Consider the following 17805-nt stretch of genomic DNA (forward strand, 5'->3'; position numbering starts at 1 on the left):
CACATACCCCAAGGAGAAGGCCCATGAGCACGCGCCCGATCTCTGCGTATTTCCGCGCCCTGTCGATTGCCGGTGCCGCCGTGCTGGGCGGCCTGCTGCTGAGCGACATGACCCCCGCCGACGAGCGCAGCGCCGCCAACGGCTTCATCGCCGAGACAATGAGCAACAGCCAGCAGCAGATCGCCCGCGCCCGGCAGGCGCTGCTCCACGGGCATACGCTGGCGGTGCGCGACCAGGCACAAGGCGTTCTGGATGAGCACGGCAAGATGCTTGCCGAGTTGAAGGCGCTGGCGGAGAAACACGGCCTGCAGGTCAGCAGCGAACCGGCGCAGAAACAACAGAGCGACCAGGCGCAAGCGGATCTGGCGAGCAGCCAGCGCTTCGACCGGGACTACGCGGAGGCGCAGCTCAAGGCATCCAGGGCTGCTGTGGAATCCTTCGATCGCATGAGCAAGCGCACCGATGACCCCGAACTGCAGGGCTTCGCTCGCCTCTGGTTACCGATGCTCTACCACCAGCGGGAAATCGCCGATCAACTGGTAGCCTCGCAAAAACCCTAGCCTTCCAGTTGCTGCCACATCTTGCGGCCGAGGCGTTGCTGCCGGGCGGAAGGCCATGCGCTCCAGGGATCAGGGCCGCCCAGCCGCTGCGCAACGTTCTGGATATTCCAGGCATTGGCGCCCTTCAGGTCGGCCAGTTCATCACGGCTGATCGGTACCGACACCGGCAGGCCATCGCGCGCGCGCACTGACCAGACGCAAACGGTACTGGCGCCACGGGTATTGCGCAGGTAGTCGATGAAGATCTTGCCGATACGATTCTTCGGTCCGGAAATGGCACTGAAACGATCCGGCATCAGCTTCGCCATGTGCCGGGAAATGGCGTGGGCGAAGTCCTTCACTTCATCCCATCCATAATCGCGGCGCAGCGGCACCAGAATGTGCATGCCCTTGCCGCCGCTGGTCTTGAGGAAGGCGCTCAGACCCAGTTCGTCGAGCAGGGTGAGTGTCAGTCGGGTCGCCTCGATCATGCGTTTCCAGGGCAGCGCCGGGTCCGGATCGAGGTCCAGGATGAAGCGGTCCGGTTTCTCCAGGTCATCGACGCTGGCATTCCAGGTATGCAGTTCCAGCACGCCCATCTGGGCCGCACCGACCAACCCACGGGTATTGGCGATACGCAACAGCGGCGCGTGGCCGGGATCCAGTCGCGGTTCAAGTTGCTCGACACCGGGAAGCTCGGTGCGCGAGGCATGGCGCTGGAAGAATTGCTCGCCGCCAACCCCATCCGGCGCCCGAACCAGCGATACCGGGCGGTCGCCGAGCCACGGCAATATGCGCTCGGCGGCCTGTTCGTAGTAGCGCGCCACGTCGATCTTGTGCAGCGCGCTGCCGGGATCGACCACCCGGTCGGGATGGGTAATGGCAATCCCGGCGACAACGTTGCCACGCCCGGCGGCAGCGCCGGGTGAGCGCTTGTGCGTGGACCTGGGTTCCTCGCGTACGATTTCCCTGGCCGGCTTGTCGCTGCGCAGACCATGAAATACCGCCTGGCGCACCAGGCCTTCGCGGGTAATCTCGGCAAACGCCACTTCACCCAGCAGTTGCGGACGCAGCCAGGTGACTCCCCTGGCGTCCTGCCCCTTGGGCAGCGTCTTCAGCGGGCAGCGTTGGCGCACCAGCGGCTGGAGTTGCTGATGGATGGCCTTCAGGCTGGTGGCGCTGAAGCCGGTACCGACTTTGCCGGCGTATCGCAGTTCGCCATCCTTGTCGTGCAAACCGAGCAGCAGTGCACCGAAATGCGTCCGCGACCCTTTGGGTTCGCTGTAGCCGACGATGACGAACTCCTGCCGGCGCTTGCACTTGAGCTTGATCCAGTCGCCGGAGCGGCGCTCGACGTAGCGGCTGCCGGCGCGCTTGCCGATCAGCCCTTCGAGCCCCAGCCGGCAGGCACTGTCGAGAATGCTGCGCGGGTCATCGGTGAAGTCTTCGGAGTAGCGCAGGCGGTCGCTGGAGCTTTCACGCAGCAGATCCTGCAACGCTGCGCGGCGCTCTTCGAGTGGCTTGTCGCGGTAATCCATGCCGTCGAGCCAGAGCAGGTCGAACAGCGTGTAGCGAATCGCTTCGGAGAGACCGGCATCGAAGGCATTCTGCAGGCGCTGGAAATCCGGCCGGCCCTCCTCGTCCACCACCAGGATCTCGCCGTCCAGCCAGGCCGAGTCGACTTCCAGCCCTGCCAGCGCCTTGCACAGCTCGGGCAGCTTCGCCGACCAGTCATGGCCGTTGCGGGTCAGCAGCCGGACGTTGCCGTGGTCGAGGCGTGCAAGGATGCGATAGCCGTCGATCTTGATCTCGTAGCGCCAGTCGCCTGCGGGCGGCGCATCGACCAGCGTTGCCAGTTGCGGCGCGAAGCGCTCGGGCAGCCGCTGTCGGGCCGACTTGCGCGGCGCGGCCGGTTTCGCCGAGGTTGCGGCTGGCTTCTTCGCGGGCTTCCCGGCCAAGCCACGGTTGCTGGCCGGCGCCGTCATTTCGCTGGGCAGCGGCTGGCCGCTGAGCACACTGAGCGGCTCCTTGGCGAGAATGTCGAAGCGCGGGAAATCGCGCGCCTCGCCATCGCGCCCCTTGATGATGAACCACTGCGGCTGGCGGCCAGGCATGCGCGTGCGTACCAGGTTCCAACTGCCGGACAGCTTGCGGCCTTGCAAGCGGAATTTCAGATGCCCGCTTTTCAGCCCGGCGTGGGGATCGCCCAGCGGCTGCCAGCGGCCTTCATCCCAGACGATCACATCGCCCGCGCCATAGTGGCCTTCGGGAATGTGGCCCTCGAAGCGTGCGTAATCCAGCGGGTGGTCCTCGACCTCGATGGCCAGGCGCTTGACGCTAGGATCAAGGCACGGCCCCTTGGGCACTGCCCAGCTTTTCAGCACGCCATCGAGTTCCAGGCGGAAGTCGTAGTGCAGGTGACTCGCATCGTGCTTCTGCACCACGAAGATGTATTCGTCGGCGGGGGCCGCAGCCTCGCCGCGTGGCTCAGGTGTGCCACTGAAATCACGCTTGCGCGCGTATTCCTGCAGAGCGTTGGCATCGGGCATGGGGCGGATCTCCGGTTCATTCTTTCTCGTCGCGGGGGGTGCGCGCCCAGGGTTTGCCGTCCAGCGGCTTCACCCGGCCCTCCTGCGCTTCGTCCAGACCGATGCCGCCACCGATCTCGCCTGCTCCGGCGATGCGCAATTCTTCATCGGCAGGCGTTTCATCGGAGGGATCGAGCGGCGACTCGGTGCCCTGCTCATCGATCAGGGTTTCCGGTGCCAGGTCGTCCATGCTCACGTTGTCCTCCACCTGGCTGTCGTTCTGCGTTTCGCCGCCGCTCATGCCCATCTCCCGGCGGCGGCGAGCGGGGAATTCGTTTTCCACCTCGCCGGGCGAGCGCTCGTCACCGATGCGCCCTTCCGGGCCTTTCTCGAAATCCAGCTCGCGGACGGTGCCCATGCGGTCTTCGGTATCGTCGATATCATTCGGCTGATGGCGCTTCATGGTCGCTTCCTCCACTGTTCGAATGGGTGGATCGCCAGTGGCTCGCTCAGGGCGAAATGGGATCACTGGCCGGGAAGGTTTCTTCGAGCGAGTGATCGAGCTGGCTGTCCGAACTGTTCTGTCGCGCCCGGTCGGTGCAGGGACACTCCGGATCGCGGCAGGCGCGCTCCTGGTGATGGCCGTCGGCGCAGGCCTGGCAGCAGAAAAACTGATCGCCACGGCGTACGGCGGAGTCATCGAGCTCGCAGATACAGCCGGGGCATTGGCAGACTTCCGAATTCATGGCGTTTTCCTCCCGTGGGCAGTGCTCGGTTGAGCCGGCCCGGGCGCGGGAGTTCAGGTTTTTTGCCGGCGGCCTGCAGCCCGCGAGCCAGATGGTGCGCTGCCCGCACCGTGCATTTTTCGTCCCGCTCCGAGGCGACCCGTGCATTCTGCTCATATCCAAGCGCCACTACCGGCAGCGCTATTGCCAGCGTTTACAAGATGTTAGGCCGATGAGACACCTGGCCCCGGCCTGGAACGGCTGATGCAACGGTCCCCACTCCAAGCCAATGCTCCGGGAGGGATCGACATGTACAACTGCCGCGATATCGTAATTGCACATCTGGCCAGCCTTTTCACCGACTACCGGCCCCAGTTCCACAGCCGTCCGGACGGAGCCGTGCTGATGAACCTGCGCAACGCCTCCGGCAAGAAGCTGATGGTCCGCGTGATCCAGCCGGAGGAACAATCCAGCGACGTGCTCCTCAACAACCTGGTCGAACGTATCCGCCGCGATCTGATGACCCTGGAGGGCCCGCTGGAAGAAGACAACGTCGACTGGTTCCTCAAGCGCATCGAGTTGCAGACCTTGGGGAGCCCGCAGAATTCGGAAAAAATCGTACGCTAAGGTTTTCCGGGCATCCGTAAGGGCCGAAACTTCCCGTCTTCCAGTCTGCGGCTCTGCCGCCAGACGTAATCGCCGGTTAGGTTGATGTGCTCCCAGCCCAGCGGCGACAGGAATTGCAGCAGCTCGCCGTCCACCGGCTTGCCGGCCTCGACCAACCCCTGGGTGGCGCGTTCCAGGTACACCGTGTTCCACAGCACGATAGCCGCCGTCACCAGGTTGAGGCCGCTGGCCCGGTAGCGCTGCTGCTCGAAGCTCCGATCCCTGATTTCCCCAAGGCGGTTGAAGAACACCGCCCTGGCCAGCGAGTTGCGCGCCTCACCTTTGTTCAGGCCGGCATGCACGCGGCGGCGCAGTTCAACACTTTGCAGCCAGTCCAGGATGAACAGCGTGCGCTCGATCCGGCCCAGCTCGCGCAGGGCCACGGCCAGTCCGTTCTGGCGCGGGTAGCTGCCGAGCTTGCGCAGCATCAGCGAGGCGGTGACGGTGCCCTGCTTGATCGAGCTGGCCAGGCGCAGGATGTCGTCCCAGTGGGCACGCACGTGCTTGATGTTCAGGGTGCCGCCGATCAGCGGGCGCAACGTCGGGTAGGCTTGCACGCCCTGCGGCACGTACAGCTTGGTTTCGCCGAGGTCGCGGATGCGCGGCGCGAAGCGGAAGCCTAGCAGGTGCATCAGGGCAAAGACGTGATCGGTGAAGCCGGCCGTGTCGGTGTAGTGCTCCTCGATCCGCAGGTCGGACTCGTGGTACAGCAGGCCGTCGAGCACATAGGTGGAATCGCGGACGCCGACATTCACCACGCGGGTGCTGAACGGCGCGTACTGGTCGGAGATATGGGTATAGAACAGCCGTCCCGGCTCGCTACCGTACTTCGGGTTGACGTGCCCGGTGCTCTCGCCCCGGCCACCCGCGCGGAAGCGCTGGCCATCGGAGGATGAGGTCGTGCCGTCGCCCCAGTGGGCGGCAAAGGCGTGGCGATACTGGTGGTTGACCAGCTCGGCCAAGGCCGCCGAATAGGTTTCGTCGCGGATGTGCCAGGCTTGCAGCCAGGACAGCTTGGCGTAGGTCAGGCCGGGGCTCGACTCGGCCATCTTGGTCAGCCCGAGGTTGATCGCATCACCGAGGATTGCGGACAGCAGCAACGTCCTGTCTTTGGCCTCGGCCCCGTCCTTCAAGTGGGTGAAGTGGCGGCTGAAGCCCGTCCAGTCGTCCACGTCCATCAGCAGTTCGGTGATCTTGATGCGCGGCAGTAACTGGCTGGTTTGGTCGATCAGCGCCTGCGCCCGATCCGGCACCGCCGCATCCAGCGGGGTGATTTTCAGCCCTGACTCGGTGAGGATGGCATCGGGCAGCTCGTTGTCCTTGGCCAGGCGGGTGACGGTGGCCAACTGCTCGTCCAGCAGCTGCAAACGCTCTTCCAGGTACTGGTCGCTGTTCGGGTTGATCGCCAGGGGCAGGGCCTGCTCGCGCTTGAGTGCGGCGAACTTCTCGGCCGGCAGCAGGTAGTCGTCGAAGTCGCGGAACTGCCGCGAGCCCTTGACCCAGATGTCGCCGGAGCGCAGGGCGTTCTTCAGCTCGGACAGGGCGCAGATTTCGTAGAATTTCCGGTCGAGGCCTTCCGGGGTGATCACCAGCGGCTTCCAGCGCGGCTTGATGAAGGCCGTGGGTGCATCGGCCGGCACCTTGCGCAGGTTGTCGGCGTTCATCTCACGCAGGGTCTGCACGGCTGCCAGCACGCCTTGCGCGGCCGGCGCGGCGCGCAGTTCCAGCACCTCCAGCAAGGCCGGCGTGTAACGGCGCAGGGTGGCGAAGTTCTCGCCGACCAGGTGCAGGTGGTCGAAGCCTTCCGGCCGGGCCAGCAGCTCGGCCTCGCTGACGCTCTCGGTGAACTCGTCCCAGGGAATCACCGCCTCGATGGCGGCATAGGGGTCGCTGCCGCTTTCCTTCGCTTCCAGCAGCGCCTGGCCGATCCTGGAGTACAGGCGCACCTTGTCGTTGATCGCCTTGCCCTGCTTCTGGAACTGCTGCTGATGCTTGTGCTTCGCGCCGCTGAACAGCTTGACCAGGATGCGGTCATGCAGATCGACCAGCTCATCGATCACGGTCGCGGTGCTCTCCAGCACCACGGCGGCCAGGGTCGCGTAGCGGCGCTGCGGCTCGAACTTACCGAGGTCTTTGGGCGTCATCTGCCCACCCTCGCGGGCCAGCTTGAGCAGGCGGTTCTGGTGGATGTGCCGGCCCAGGCCTTCGGGCAAGTCCACCAACTGAAATGTCTTCAGCCGCTCGATGTGTTCCAGCATGTGCCGAGAGTTGGGTTTCAGCGGTGCCTGGCGCAGCCAGGTCAACCAGGTGATGCTGCTGCCGGCCTTGAGCTTCAACAGCTCGTCCAGCTTGGCCCGATGCGAGTCCGTGAGTGGTTCGACCAGGGCGCGGTAGACCCGCCGATTGGCTCGCGCAATGGCTTCCGAGCAGGCCCGGTCAATCACGCTCAGCGCCGGCAGGATGCGTCGTTTCTGCCGTAGGCTCTCCAGGGCCTGACCGGCCAGCAGCAAGCCTTTGTCGGTCTGCTGGGCCAGCTCGGTTAGCTCGCGCACCAGGGCGCGGAAGTCGGACAGGCCGAACGGGGCCAGTTGCAGGTAGGTGCGCAGTTCCTGGGCATGCTCGCGACGGGTCACGTCGCGCTCGCCGTACTTTGCCCAGCTCGCCGGCTCGGCCTGGACTTGCTTCGCCACCCACAGGATGACCGGCTCGGGCAGCTCGCTGTCGGTTCCCAGCGCGTAACCGGGGTAGCGCAGCAGGCAGAGCTGCACGGCGAAGCCGAGGCGGTTGGCGTCGCCGCGTCGCTGGCGGATCAGCGACAGGTCGGAGTCGTTGAAGGTGTAGTAGCGGATCAGGTCATCCTGGCTTTCCGGCAGCGCAAGCAGGGTGTCCCGCTCCGTGGCCGAGAGGATCAAGCGACGCGGCATGTGTCAGTCGTCCGTGCGGAGGTACTGGTAGAGGGTTTCCCGGCTGATGTTGAACTCGCGGGCAAGCTGCGCCTTGGGCTCGCCGGCCGTCGCTCGCTGCCGCAGGGTAGCAGCCTGCTCATCGGACAGGGCTTTCTTGCGGCCCCGGTACGCGCCACGCTGCTTGGCCAAGGCGATGCCCTCACGCTGCCGCTCGCGGATCAGGGCGCGCTCGAACTCAGCGAAGGCCCCCATCACCGACAGCATCAGGTTGGCCATCGGCGAGTCCTCGCCAGTGAACACCAGGCCCTCCTTCAGGAACTCGATGCGCACGCCGCGCTGAGTCAGCTTCTGTACCAAGCGACGCAGGTCATCGAGGTTGCGGGCCAGCCGATCCATGCTGTGCACCACCACTGTATCGCCTTCGCGGACGAAGCTCAGCAGCGCTTCGAGCTGGGGGCGCTGGGTGTCCTTGCCCGATGCCTTGTCGGTGAACACCTTGCTCACCTGGGTTTGTTCCAGCTGGCGTTCCGGGTTCTGGTCAAAGCTGCTGACCCGGACGTAGCCGATGCGGTGCCCCTGCACGATGTCTCCTTGGTTGAAGGCGGCTTAAGTGCACTTTCTGTTCCGTTGTGCCTCAAAGCCCATTTCTGTCAGGCTGAAATCTATAACCTTCGCGGGCATGTGTCAAAAAATGGGAAAGCAGACTCTATTCTGACGAAGCGGCGCGGCCCTGCCTGACATCAAGTTAGGGTATAGCCTAGATTGACATGCGCGATGCAACCCTTAACTTGCTTGCACCTATCGTTTCCATGCTAGCTTTATCGTAACGCTCAAGAAATTGGGCTTAATGCCGAAAACAATAAAATAAAACAGCCAACCCTTGAGGTTCTTATGCGCCAGAATTTACCAGTGACGGGTCGAAACTTAGAACTCCCAAAAGATGCCAATATTCTTTCGACTACCTCCCCTCAAAGCCATATCACGTACGTTAATCCTGACTTCATTAAAATCAGTGGTTTCACTGAGGAAGAACTATTAGGCCAGCCTCACAACATCGTAAGACACCCAGATATGCCGCCTGCTGCATTTGAGCATATGTGGAGTACATTAAAATCTGGCCGCTCATGGATGGGGCTAGTAAAAAATCGCTGTAAAAATGGCGACCACTATTGGGTAAGTGCTTATGTAACGCCAATAGCTAAGAATGGTTCGATTGTTGAATACCAGTCTGTAAGGACCAAGCCTGAACCTGAGCAGGTTTTGGCTGCGGAAAAATTATATGCTCAATTGAGAAGCGGGAAGGCCGCGAGGCCGAAATTGGCTGCTAGCTTTTCCGTGAAAATACTCTTGCTCATATGGGGTAGTATTATATCAAGCGCAATGGCTGCCGGCATGCTTACTGATACATCAATAAGCAGCTTATTGTTAGCCACTTTAATGTCAGGAAGCTTAAGCTCTGTTAGTGTTTTGGCTATTCTCTCTCCTCTTGGAAGACTGGTTGAAAGAGCCAGGAATATTTCCAATAACCCATTAAGTCAATCCCTCTATGAATAGCCCCGGATTCCCTAGAGACCTCCAAGCCTCATAATGAGGCCACTAGGAGGTGCCATGAGCAACCAGCGTTTCCCCGAAGAGTTCAAGATCGAAGCAGTCAGGCAAGTGACTGAGCGCGGCCTGCCTGTTGCCGATGTAGCGGCCCGTTTGGGCATGTCTGCGCACAGCCTGTATGCGTGGATCAAGCGCTACAGCAAGCCAGAAGCCCAGCGTAAGCAAGAAGATGATCAGCAGGCGGAGCTTCGTCGTCTGCGTGCTGAACTCAAGCGGGTGACCGAAGAGCGAGACATCCTAAAAAAGGCCGCCGCGTACTTTGCCAGGGAGTCCGGCTGAGGTACGCCTTCATCCGCCAGTTAGCGGCAAGTTACTCGACTCAACGCCTCTGCCAGGCTCTGAAAGTGCATCCCAGCGGTTACTACGCCTGGCTGGCTGAGCCCAAGTCCGCACGGGCCAAGGACGATCAGCGCCTGCTGGGTTTGATCAAGCATTCCTGGCTGGAGAGCGGCGGGGTTTATGGTTATCGCAAGATCCATGCAGATCTGCGCGAACTAGGTGAGTGCTGTGGGCGGCATCGTGTGGCTAGGCTGATGCGTGCGGAAGGACTGCGTTCGCAAACAGGCTATCGTCGCCGCCCCGGTCGCTATGGCGGCAAGCCGCCAACACCTGCGCCGAATCGGCTGGAACGCCAGTTCAATGTCAGCGAGCCGAATAAGGTTTGGGTCACCGATATCACCTACATCCGCACCTACGAAGGTTGGCTGTATTTGGCAGTGGTGCTCGATCTGTTCTCTCGTCAGGTCATCGGTTGGTCGATGAAATCACGCATGAGCAGTGATCTGGCCATTGATGCGCTTCTGATGGCCGTCTGGCGACGCAAGCCGAAGCAGGAAGTAATGATCCACTCTGACCAGGGCAGTCAGTTCAGTAGCTCGGATTGGCAGAGTTTTCTCAGGGCCAACAATCTTGTTGGCAGCATGAGTCGTCGTGGCAACTGCCATGACAACGCGGTTGCTGAGAGTTTCTTTCAGTTGCTCAAGCGTGAGCGGATCAAGCGCAGGATTTACGGCAGTCGAGATGAGGCGAGAAGCGATGTGTTCGATTACATCGAGATGTTTTACAACCCCAAACGACGACATGGTTTCGCCGAGAAGCTGTCGCCGGTAGAGTTCGAACGACGTTATTTTCTGAGGCAAGACGGTCTCTAGAAAAACCGGGGCTATTCACTACACTGGGCGCACCGATGAGTTTGGCCAAATAGAGTTTGCTTTACGAATGATGCAAGCTGAAACAGGCGCCATAGTAGGTCGCATAGGTGATGCATCAAATCGGCTTAGCGAACACACCCGAGGCCTACTAAAGGATATTGAGTCAAGCAATGTACTTACAGTTGAGCAGCAGGCAGAGACAGATCAAATAGCAACGGCAGTAAACCAAATGGTGGCAAGCATTCAAGAGGTTGCGAGCAATGCACAGCATGCTGCAGATGCGGCCGGAAGAGCAGACACTGAGACGGCATCTGGCCAGCGTCTGGTAGCCCACACAAGCCAGTCAATCACTGCCCTTGAAGGTGAAATTAGGCAAGCCACTCAGGTTATTCATGAGCTTGAAGGTCAAAGTAACGAGATATCAAAAGTTCTGACGTTATACGAGGGATCGCCGAGCAAACGAATTTGTTGGCACTCAACGCAGCAATTGAGGCCGCGCGTGCTGGTGAGCAGGGGCGTGGTTTTGCTGTTGTCGCCGATGAGGTTCGCAGTCTTGCTGCTCGCACACAGCAATCGACAACGGATATTCAAAGCATGATCAGCGCTCTACAAGAGCGAGCGCAATCCGCTGTTACAGTCATGGAGCAAAGTAGTCGGCAAGCGCACACGAGGGCACTGTTGCAAATAGTCGGTGGTGATAAACTTATCATCCCCTTTTGCTGATGGAGCTGCACATGAACCCATTCAAAGGCCGGCATTTTCAGCGTGACATCATTCTGTGGGCCGTACGCTGGTACTGCAAATACGGCATCAGTTACCGTGAGCTGCAGGAGATGCTGGCTGAACGCGGAGTGAATGTCGATCACTCCACGATTTACCGCTGGGTTCAGCGTTATGCGCCTGAAATGGAAAAACGGCTGCGCTGGTACTGGCGTAACCCTTCCGATCTTTGCCCGTGGCACATGGATGAAACCTACGTGAAGGTCAATGGCCGCTGGGCGTATCTGTACCGGGCCGTCGACAGCCGGGGCCGCACTGTCGATTTTTATCTCTCCTCCCGTCGTAACAGCAAAGCTGCATACCGGTTTCTGGGTAAAATCCTCAACAACGTGAAGAAGTGGCAGATCCCGCGATTCATCAACACGGATAAAGCGCCCGCCTATGGTCGCGCGCTTGCTCTGCTCAAACGCGAAGGCCGGTGCCCGTCTGACGTTGAACACCGACAGATTAAGTACCGGAACAACGTGATTGAATGCGATCATGGCAAACTGAAACGGATAATCGGCGCCACGCTGGGATTTAAATCCATGAAGACGGCTTACGCCACCATCAAAGGTATTGAGGTGATGCGTGCACTACGCAAAGGCCAGGCCTCAGCATTTTATTATGGTGATCCCCTGGGCGAAATGCGCCTGGTAAGCAGAGTTTTTGAAATGTAAGGCCTTTGAATAAGACAAAAGGCTGCCTCATCGCTAACTTTGCAACAGTGCCGTAAGAAGTGCCGCAACGCGGCGTCCGGTTTTGCCGGTCGCGCCAGTGACGAGTATGGGGGTGCTGGACATGAGCTATTTCCTTATCAACGGCCAATTTTGCGGGAATCGAACCGCCCGGCCCTTGCCAGGACCGGGCGGCAATCATTCGGATTTCAATGGCTGCCCGTTAGCTTGGGCTGATTGCGCGTCGAGATCGCAATGTAGATCGCAACGAGGAAGACGAGCGCAGCGGCGGTCCAGACCGAAGCGACAAACCCCTGATCGAAAGCGCTGCGCGCAATAGTCATCAGTTGTTCGGCCCCTTTCGGGTTCAAAGATTCGGCAGCGATGATCGCCTGATCGATGCTGTCGCGCGCCGCAAGCGGCACTTCAAAACCGTCTGGCAGGATGAAGGCGCGTGTGTAGAAGAGCGATAGCATCGTGCCGATGAGAGCGACGCCGATGGTGCTGCCGAACTCGTACGACACTTCTTCGATCGAGGCGGCCATGCCGGCCTTTTCAGGCGGGGCACTGAGCATGATGGCGCCCGAAGCGCCGGTCATGGTGCCGCCAACTCCCAAGCCGATCGCTACCATTGGCACGAGCCGCATCATGAAGCTGCTATCGTAGGTGAGTGCGAGCCCGGCGAGGCCCGCGGCGGTAACGAACAGCGCTCCCCATATCACCGTCGCGTTGCCGATCCGGTTCGACAAAAGGCCAGCAATCGGCCCGATGACGAGGGAAGCGATCGATAGCGGCATCAAGGCGAATGCTGCCTCGAGCGGCGACATGCCGCTGACAAGCTGAAGACGCTGGGTGAGCACCAGCAGCACGCCTATCATGGCGAGCATGGAGACCATCGCAGCGAGCGCACCACCCCGGAAGACCGGGTTCGGAAAGAGGCTGAAATCCACCATGGGTTCAGCCATTGCCCTCTGCGAGCGCACAAACCAGAATAGGAACGCGGCACCGATGACGCCGGACCCGACTGCAATGAGGATCGACGGGTCGATCTTGCTCGTCTCCTTGATCGCATAGATGACGCCGACAAGGCCGATCATGACGATGATCGCGCCCGAAAACTTCCATGTCCGCTGTGGATTGCCCGGAATGTTGGGCACAAGACGCGGTGTCAGGAGCAGCGCCAGGATGACGACGGGCACGTTGATGAGGAACACCGATCCCCACCAGAAGAATTCGAGCAGAATACCGCCGACCACCGTGCCGAAGGCTGCGCCGCCAGAGGCGACCGCCGCCCATACGCCAATCGCAAGGCTGCGCTCGCGGTCGTCGGTGAAGGTAATGCGGATGATCGAAAGCGTTGCCGGTATCATCATCGCTGCGCCAACGGCGAGAAGCGCTCGCGAGGCGATCAGAATACCTGGCGTGGGCGAGTAGGCGGCAATGACCGAGGCAATCCCGAAGACGATCAGACCCATCAGGAACATGCGCCTGTGGCCGATCTTGTCGCCAAGCGTGCCAGTGCTCATGAGAAGGCCCGCCATGACGAGAGGATAGGCGTTGACGATCCAGAGCTTTTCAGCGTTCGACGCACCAAGATCGTGCGTCAGCCGGGGCAGTGCCGTGTATAGAACTGTAACGTCAATGCAGATGAGAAAAAGGGCTGTCGATACGATCAGCAGTACGAGCCAGCGATTTGGTGACGGCATGAAAAACACCCGACTGCGCAATGCGCATTGTTAGAGGACTATTGGTTGCGATTGTAACTGAACAGGCGGCACTGTTGCAAATAGTCGGTGGTGATAAACTTATCATCCCCTTTTGCTGATGGAGCTGCACATGAACCCATTCAAAGGCCGGCATTTTCAGCGTGACATCATTCTGTGGGCCGTACGCTGGTACTGCAAATACGGCATCAGTTACCGTGAGCTGCAGGAGATGCTGGCTGAACGCGGAGTGAATGTCGATCACTCCACGATTTACCGCTGGGTTCAGCGTTATGCGCCTGAAATGGAAAAACGGCTGCGCTGGTACTGGCGTAACCCTTCCGATCTTTGCCCGTGGCACATGGATGAAACCTACGTGAAGGTCAATGGCCGCTGGGCGTATCTGTACCGGGCCGTCGACAGCCGGGGCCGCACTGTCGATTTTTATCTCTCCTCCCGTCGTAACAGCAAAGCTGCATACCGGTTTCTGGGTAAAATCCTCAACAACGTGAAGAAGTGGCAGATCCCGCGATTCATCAACACGGATAAAGCGCCCGCCTATGGTCGCGCGCTTGCTCTGCTCAAACGCGAAGGCCGGTGCCCGTCTGACGTTGAACACCGACAGATTAAGTACCGGAACAACGTGATTGAATGCGATCATGGCAAACTGAAACGGATAATCGGCGCCACGCTGGGATTTAAATCCATGAAGACGGCTTACGCCACCATCAAAGGTATTGAGGTGATGCGTGCACTACGCAAAGGCCAGGCCTCAGCATTTTATTATGGTGATCCCCTGGGCGAAATGCGCCTGGTAAGCAGAGTTTTTGAAATGTAAGGCCTTTGAATAAGACAAAAGGCTGCCTCATCGCTAACTTTGCAACAGTGCCTAAAATAAGCCTTATATCCAAGCATAAAACAAGGTTGTCTAGACTTCTTTTAACAGTAAAGTTATCATAAAACTGAATTTTATTTTTTAGGTAAGTTTATGCATTCTATCCGCATTCGTTAAGACACAACTATTTGCATAGTGACACTATTTTATAATGGTGGGCTTTTGTTGTGTCTTTAAGAATATATGCGGATATATAAAGTAAAAGTATGCTTAATTTATAAGTATGCTTTTAGTGCATAGTTTCCAGTTATAACTTAATTGACTAGCTATTTGTCCACCCTGTGGATGAATAGCTTTTTTTTTGGGAGGACACTGTGATGCTAGCTTTTGTTTTCACCTAAATCCTGTTTGCTGCATAAAAAATTTCAAGAGCTAAACAGGAGTAAATAAAAATGAGTTTAATTATTAAAGCGAGAAACATACGCTTGGATTATGCTGGGCGTGATGTTTTGGATATTGATGAATTGGAAATTCACTCTTATGACCGTATTGGTCTTGTGGGTGATAACGGAGCAGGAAAGAGTAGTTTACTCAAAGTACTTAATGGCGAAATTGTTTTAGCCGAAGCGACATTACAGCGTTTTGGTGATTTTGCACATATCAGCCAACTGGGCGGAATCGAAATAGAAACGGTCGAAGACCGGGCAATGTTATCTCGCCTTGGTGTTTCCAATGTACAAAACGACACAATGAGTGGCGGAGAGGAAACTCGTGCAAAAATTGCTGCCGCATTTTCCCAACAAGTACATGGCATTCTAGCGGATGAACCAACCAGCCACCTTGATCTCAATGGAATAGATCTACTTATTGGTCAACTTAAAGCATTTGATGGAGCATTACTTGTTATCAGTCATGACCGATATTTTCTTGATATGGTTGTAGACAAGATATGGGAGTTAAAAGACGGTAAAATTACGGAATATTGGGGTGGTTACTCGGATTACTTGCGTCAAAAAGAAGAAGAGCGACAACACCAAGCCGTAGAATATGAGCTGATGATGAAGGAACGGGAGCGATTAGAATCTGCTGTGCAAGAAAAACGCCAGCAAGCTAATCGATTAGACAATAAGAAAAAAGGAGAAAAATCCAAAAACTCTACCGAAAGTGCTGGACGACTTGGGCATGCAAAAATGACTGGCACCAAGCAAAGAAAACTGTATCAGGCAGCTAAGAGTATGGAAAAGCGTTTGGCTGCATTAGAAGATATTCAAGCACCAGAGCATTTGCGTTCTATTCGTTTTCGTCAAAGTTCAGCCCTAGAACTGCACAATAAGTTCCCGATTACGGCAGATGGTCTGAGCTTAAAATTTGGTAGCCGTACTATCTTTGATGACGCTAACTTTATAATACCGCTTGGCGCTAAAGTCGCTATAACTGGATCGAATGGAACAGGGAAAACGTCCTTGTTAAAAATGATATCAGAACGTGCTGATGGATTAACCATATCTCCAAAAGCTGAAATTGGCTACTTTACACAAACAGGATATAAATTTAACACGCATAAATCTGTGCTCTCCTTTATGCAGGAAGAGTGCGAGTACACAGTTGCGGAAATTCGTGCAGTATTGGCTTCAATGGGGATCGGAGCGAATGATATTCAAAAAAACTTATCCGACTTATCGGGAGGTGAAATCATCAAACTGCTTTTATCCAAAATGCTTTTAGGAAAATATAATATTTTGCTTATGGATGAACCAGGAAACTATCTTGACCTAAAAAGTATTGCCGCATTAGAAACAATGATGAAGTCCTATGCAGGAACTATTATCTTCGTATCTCATGACAAGCAATTGGTCGATAATATTGCTGACATTATCTACGAGATCAAAGACCACAAAATCATCAAGACTTTTGAGAGAGATTGTTAATGATAGCCAATCTAATCCGAACATTAATTATTGAACTCTTTAAAGGAAATTAAAAATGACAATTCAAGATATTCAATCACTTGCTGAAGCACACGGCTTGTTGCTTACGGACAAAATGAATTTCAATGAAATGGGCATTGATTTTAAGGTCGTTTTTGCTCTTGATACAAAGGGGCAACAATGGTTGCTGCGTATTCCTCGTCGTGATGGCATGAGGGAACAAATCAAGAAAGAAAAACGCATTTTAGAATTGGTAAAAAAACATCTTTCTGTAGAGGTTCCTGATTGGAGAATTTCATCTACAGAATTAGTGGCTTATCCCATACTTAAAGATAATCCTGTTTTAAATTTGGATGCTGAAACCTATGAAATAATTTGGAATATGGACAAAGATAGCCCGAAATACATAACATCTTTGGCAAAAACCTTATTTGAAATCCATAGTATTCCTGAAAAAGAAGTTCGGGAAAATGATTTGAAAATTATGAAACCTTCAGATTTAAGACCTGAAATAGCAAACAATTTGCAGTTAGTAAAATCTGAAATTGGTATAAGTGAGCAATTGGAAACCCGCTACAGAAAATGGTTGGATAATGATGTTCTATGGGCAGATTTCACCCAATTTATACATGGCGATTTATATGCTGGGCATGTACTAGCTTCAAAGGATGGAGCTGTTTCAGGCGTTATTGATTGGTCAACAGCCCATATAGATGACCCAGCGATTGATTTTGCTGGGCATGTAACTTTGTTTGGAGAAGAAAGCCTCAAAACTCTAATCATCGAGTATGAAAAACTAGGGGGTAAAGTTTGGAATAAACTATATGAACAGACTTTAGAAAGAGCAGCGGCCTCTCCTTTGATGTATGGTTTATTTGCCTTAGAAACTCAAAATGAAAGCCTTATCGTTGGAGCAAAAGCTCAGTTGGGAGTTATATAATTTAAAAATATGATTGCTGAGGCACTGTTGCAAATAGTCGGTGGTGATAAACTTATCATCCCCTTTTGCTGATGGAGCTGCACATGAACCCATTCAAAGGCCGGCATTTTCAGCGTGACATCATTCTGTGGGCCGTACGCTGGTACTGCAAATACGGCATCAGTTACCGTGAGCTGCAGGAGATGCTGGCTGAACGCGGAGTGAATGTCGATCACTCCACGATTTACCGCTGGGTTCAGCGTTATGCGCCTGAAATGGAAAAACGGCTGCGCTGGTACTGGCGTAACCCTTCCGATCTTTGCCCGTGGCACATGGATGAAACCTACGTGAAGGTCAATGGCCGCTGGGCGTATCTGTACCGGGCCGTCGACAGCCGGGGCCGCACTGTCGATTTTTATCTCTCCTCCCGTCGTAACAGCAAAGCTGCATACCGGTTTCTGGGTAAAATCCTCAACAACGTGAAGAAGTGGCAGATCCCGCGATTCATCAACACGGATAAAGCGCCCGCCTATGGTCGCGCGCTTGCTCTGCTCAAACGCGAAGGCCGGTGCCCGTCTGACGTTGAACACCGACAGATTAAGTACCGGAACAACGTGATTGAATGCGATCATGGCAAACTGAAACGGATAATCGGCGCCACGCTGGGATTTAAATCCATGAAGACGGCTTACGCCACCATCAAAGGTATTGAGGTGATGCGTGCACTACGCAAAGGCCAGGCCTCAGCATTTTATTATGGTGATCCCCTGGGCGAAATGCGCCTGGTAAGCAGAGTTTTTGAAATGTAAGGCCTTTGAATAAGACAAAAGGCTGCCTCATCGCTAACTTTGCAACAGTGCC

General features: G+C 56.3%; 14 protein-coding genes and 2 pseudogenes. 10 read left to right on the plus strand and 6 right to left on the minus strand.

Annotation, left to right across the window (positions count from 1 at the left end; all coding sequences use genetic code 11):
- The first annotated feature begins 23 nt into the window (after positions 1-23).
- Entirely contained in the window at positions 24-560 is a 537-nt protein-coding gene (locus OU419_RS14145; RefSeq protein ID WP_254474122.1) for a DUF4142 domain-containing protein, read from the plus strand.
- On the opposite strand, the gene ligD is transcribed toward OU419_RS14145, so the two are convergent.
- Genes ligD through OU419_RS14160 form a run of 3 tightly spaced genes read right to left on the minus strand, consistent with a single transcriptional unit; the run spans position 557 to position 3813 of the window.
- On the minus strand, positions 557-3088 hold the full coding sequence (gene ligD, locus OU419_RS14150; protein WP_254474120.1) for a DNA ligase D: 2532 nt from the start codon (positions 3086-3088) through the stop codon (positions 557-559). The two genes, OU419_RS14145 and ligD, sit on opposite strands and share 4 nt — an antisense overlap.
- A gap of 16 nt (positions 3089-3104) precedes the next feature.
- Positions 3105-3530: a phosphotransferase system, HPr-related protein gene (locus OU419_RS14155; RefSeq protein WP_254474119.1), complete on the minus strand. Its 426-nt coding sequence runs from the start codon at positions 3528-3530 to the stop codon at positions 3105-3107.
- A 46-nt stretch (positions 3531-3576) separates the two neighbouring features.
- A complete protein-coding gene (locus tag OU419_RS14160; RefSeq protein WP_254474118.1) occupies positions 3577-3813 on the minus strand; it encodes a metallothionein in 237 nt (78 codons plus the stop codon).
- Between the two features lie 288 nt (positions 3814-4101).
- Here OU419_RS14160 and OU419_RS14165 point away from each other — a divergent pair, with 288 nt between their 5' ends.
- Positions 4102-4419 carry a DUF3509 domain-containing protein gene (locus OU419_RS14165; protein WP_254474117.1) on the plus strand — a complete coding sequence of 106 codons (318 nt, stop codon included), beginning with the start codon at positions 4102-4104 and terminating at the stop codon, positions 4417-4419.
- On the opposite strand, the gene OU419_RS14170 is transcribed toward OU419_RS14165, so the two are convergent.
- The gene (locus OU419_RS14170) at positions 4416-7382 is read right to left on the minus strand and encodes a Tn3-like element TnAs1 family transposase (RefSeq protein ID WP_001138014.1); all 2967 of its coding nucleotides are present in this window, start codon (positions 7380-7382) and stop codon (positions 4416-4418) included. The two genes, OU419_RS14165 and OU419_RS14170, sit on opposite strands and share 4 nt — an antisense overlap.
- A 3-nt stretch (positions 7383-7385) precedes the next feature.
- Positions 7386-7946 (minus strand): recombinase family protein, encoded by a 561-nt coding sequence (locus OU419_RS14175; RefSeq protein ID WP_001161490.1) that lies wholly within the window; start codon positions 7944-7946, stop codon positions 7386-7388.
- Positions 7947-8255: 309 nt separating this feature from the next.
- Here OU419_RS14175 and OU419_RS29115 point away from each other — a divergent pair.
- The 4 genes and pseudogenes from OU419_RS29115 to OU419_RS14195 all read left to right on the plus strand — a co-directional run.
- A pseudogene (locus tag OU419_RS29115) lies at positions 8256-8676 on the plus strand (PAS domain-containing protein); the annotation flags it as partial.
- A 296-nt stretch (positions 8677-8972) separates the two neighbouring features.
- A protein-coding gene (locus tag OU419_RS14185) for an IS3 family transposase (RefSeq protein ID WP_254474115.1) occupies positions 8973-10123 on the plus strand; the annotation gives its coding sequence in 2 pieces (ribosomal slippage) (positions 8973-9216 and positions 9216-10123; 1152 coding nt in all).
- Positions 10124-10570: 447 nt separating this feature from the next.
- Positions 10571-10777, plus strand: a pseudogene (locus tag OU419_RS29025) (methyl-accepting chemotaxis protein); the annotation flags it as partial.
- Positions 10778-10857: 80 nt separating this feature from the next.
- Entirely contained in the window at positions 10858-11562 is a 705-nt protein-coding gene (locus OU419_RS14195; protein WP_001067855.1) for an IS6-like element IS26 family transposase, read from the plus strand.
- 206 nt (positions 11563-11768) lie between these two features.
- On the opposite strand, the gene OU419_RS14200 is transcribed toward OU419_RS14195, so the two are convergent.
- Positions 11769-13265, minus strand: coding sequence for an MFS transporter (locus tag OU419_RS14200; protein WP_254476847.1), 1497 nt, complete (start codon positions 13263-13265; stop codon positions 11769-11771).
- A 130-nt stretch (positions 13266-13395) separates the two neighbouring features.
- Here OU419_RS14200 and OU419_RS14205 point away from each other — a divergent pair, with 130 nt between their 5' ends.
- The 4 genes from OU419_RS14205 to OU419_RS14220 all read left to right on the plus strand — a co-directional run bounded on the left by OU419_RS14205 (position 13396) and on the right by OU419_RS14220 (position 17753).
- Positions 13396-14100 carry an IS6-like element IS26 family transposase gene (locus OU419_RS14205; RefSeq protein ID WP_001067855.1) on the plus strand — a complete coding sequence of 235 codons (705 nt, stop codon included), beginning with the start codon at positions 13396-13398 and terminating at the stop codon, positions 14098-14100.
- Positions 14101-14549: 449 nt separating this feature from the next.
- Positions 14550-16025 (plus strand): ABC-F type ribosomal protection protein Msr(E), encoded by a 1476-nt coding sequence (msr(E), locus tag OU419_RS14210; protein WP_000052512.1) that lies wholly within the window; start codon positions 14550-14552, stop codon positions 16023-16025.
- A 55-nt stretch (positions 16026-16080) separates the two neighbouring features.
- Positions 16081-16965, plus strand: coding sequence for an Mph(E) family macrolide 2'-phosphotransferase (locus OU419_RS14215; protein WP_000155092.1), 885 nt, complete (start codon positions 16081-16083; stop codon positions 16963-16965).
- 83 nt (positions 16966-17048) lie between these two features.
- On the plus strand, positions 17049-17753 hold the full coding sequence (locus OU419_RS14220) for an IS6-like element IS26 family transposase (RefSeq protein WP_001067855.1): 705 nt from the start codon (positions 17049-17051) through the stop codon (positions 17751-17753).
- Positions 17754-17805 lie beyond the last annotated feature (52 nt).

This window comes from Pseudomonas triclosanedens (assembly GCF_026686735.1).
Classification (GTDB): domain Bacteria; phylum Pseudomonadota; class Gammaproteobacteria; order Pseudomonadales; family Pseudomonadaceae; genus Pseudomonas; species Pseudomonas triclosanedens.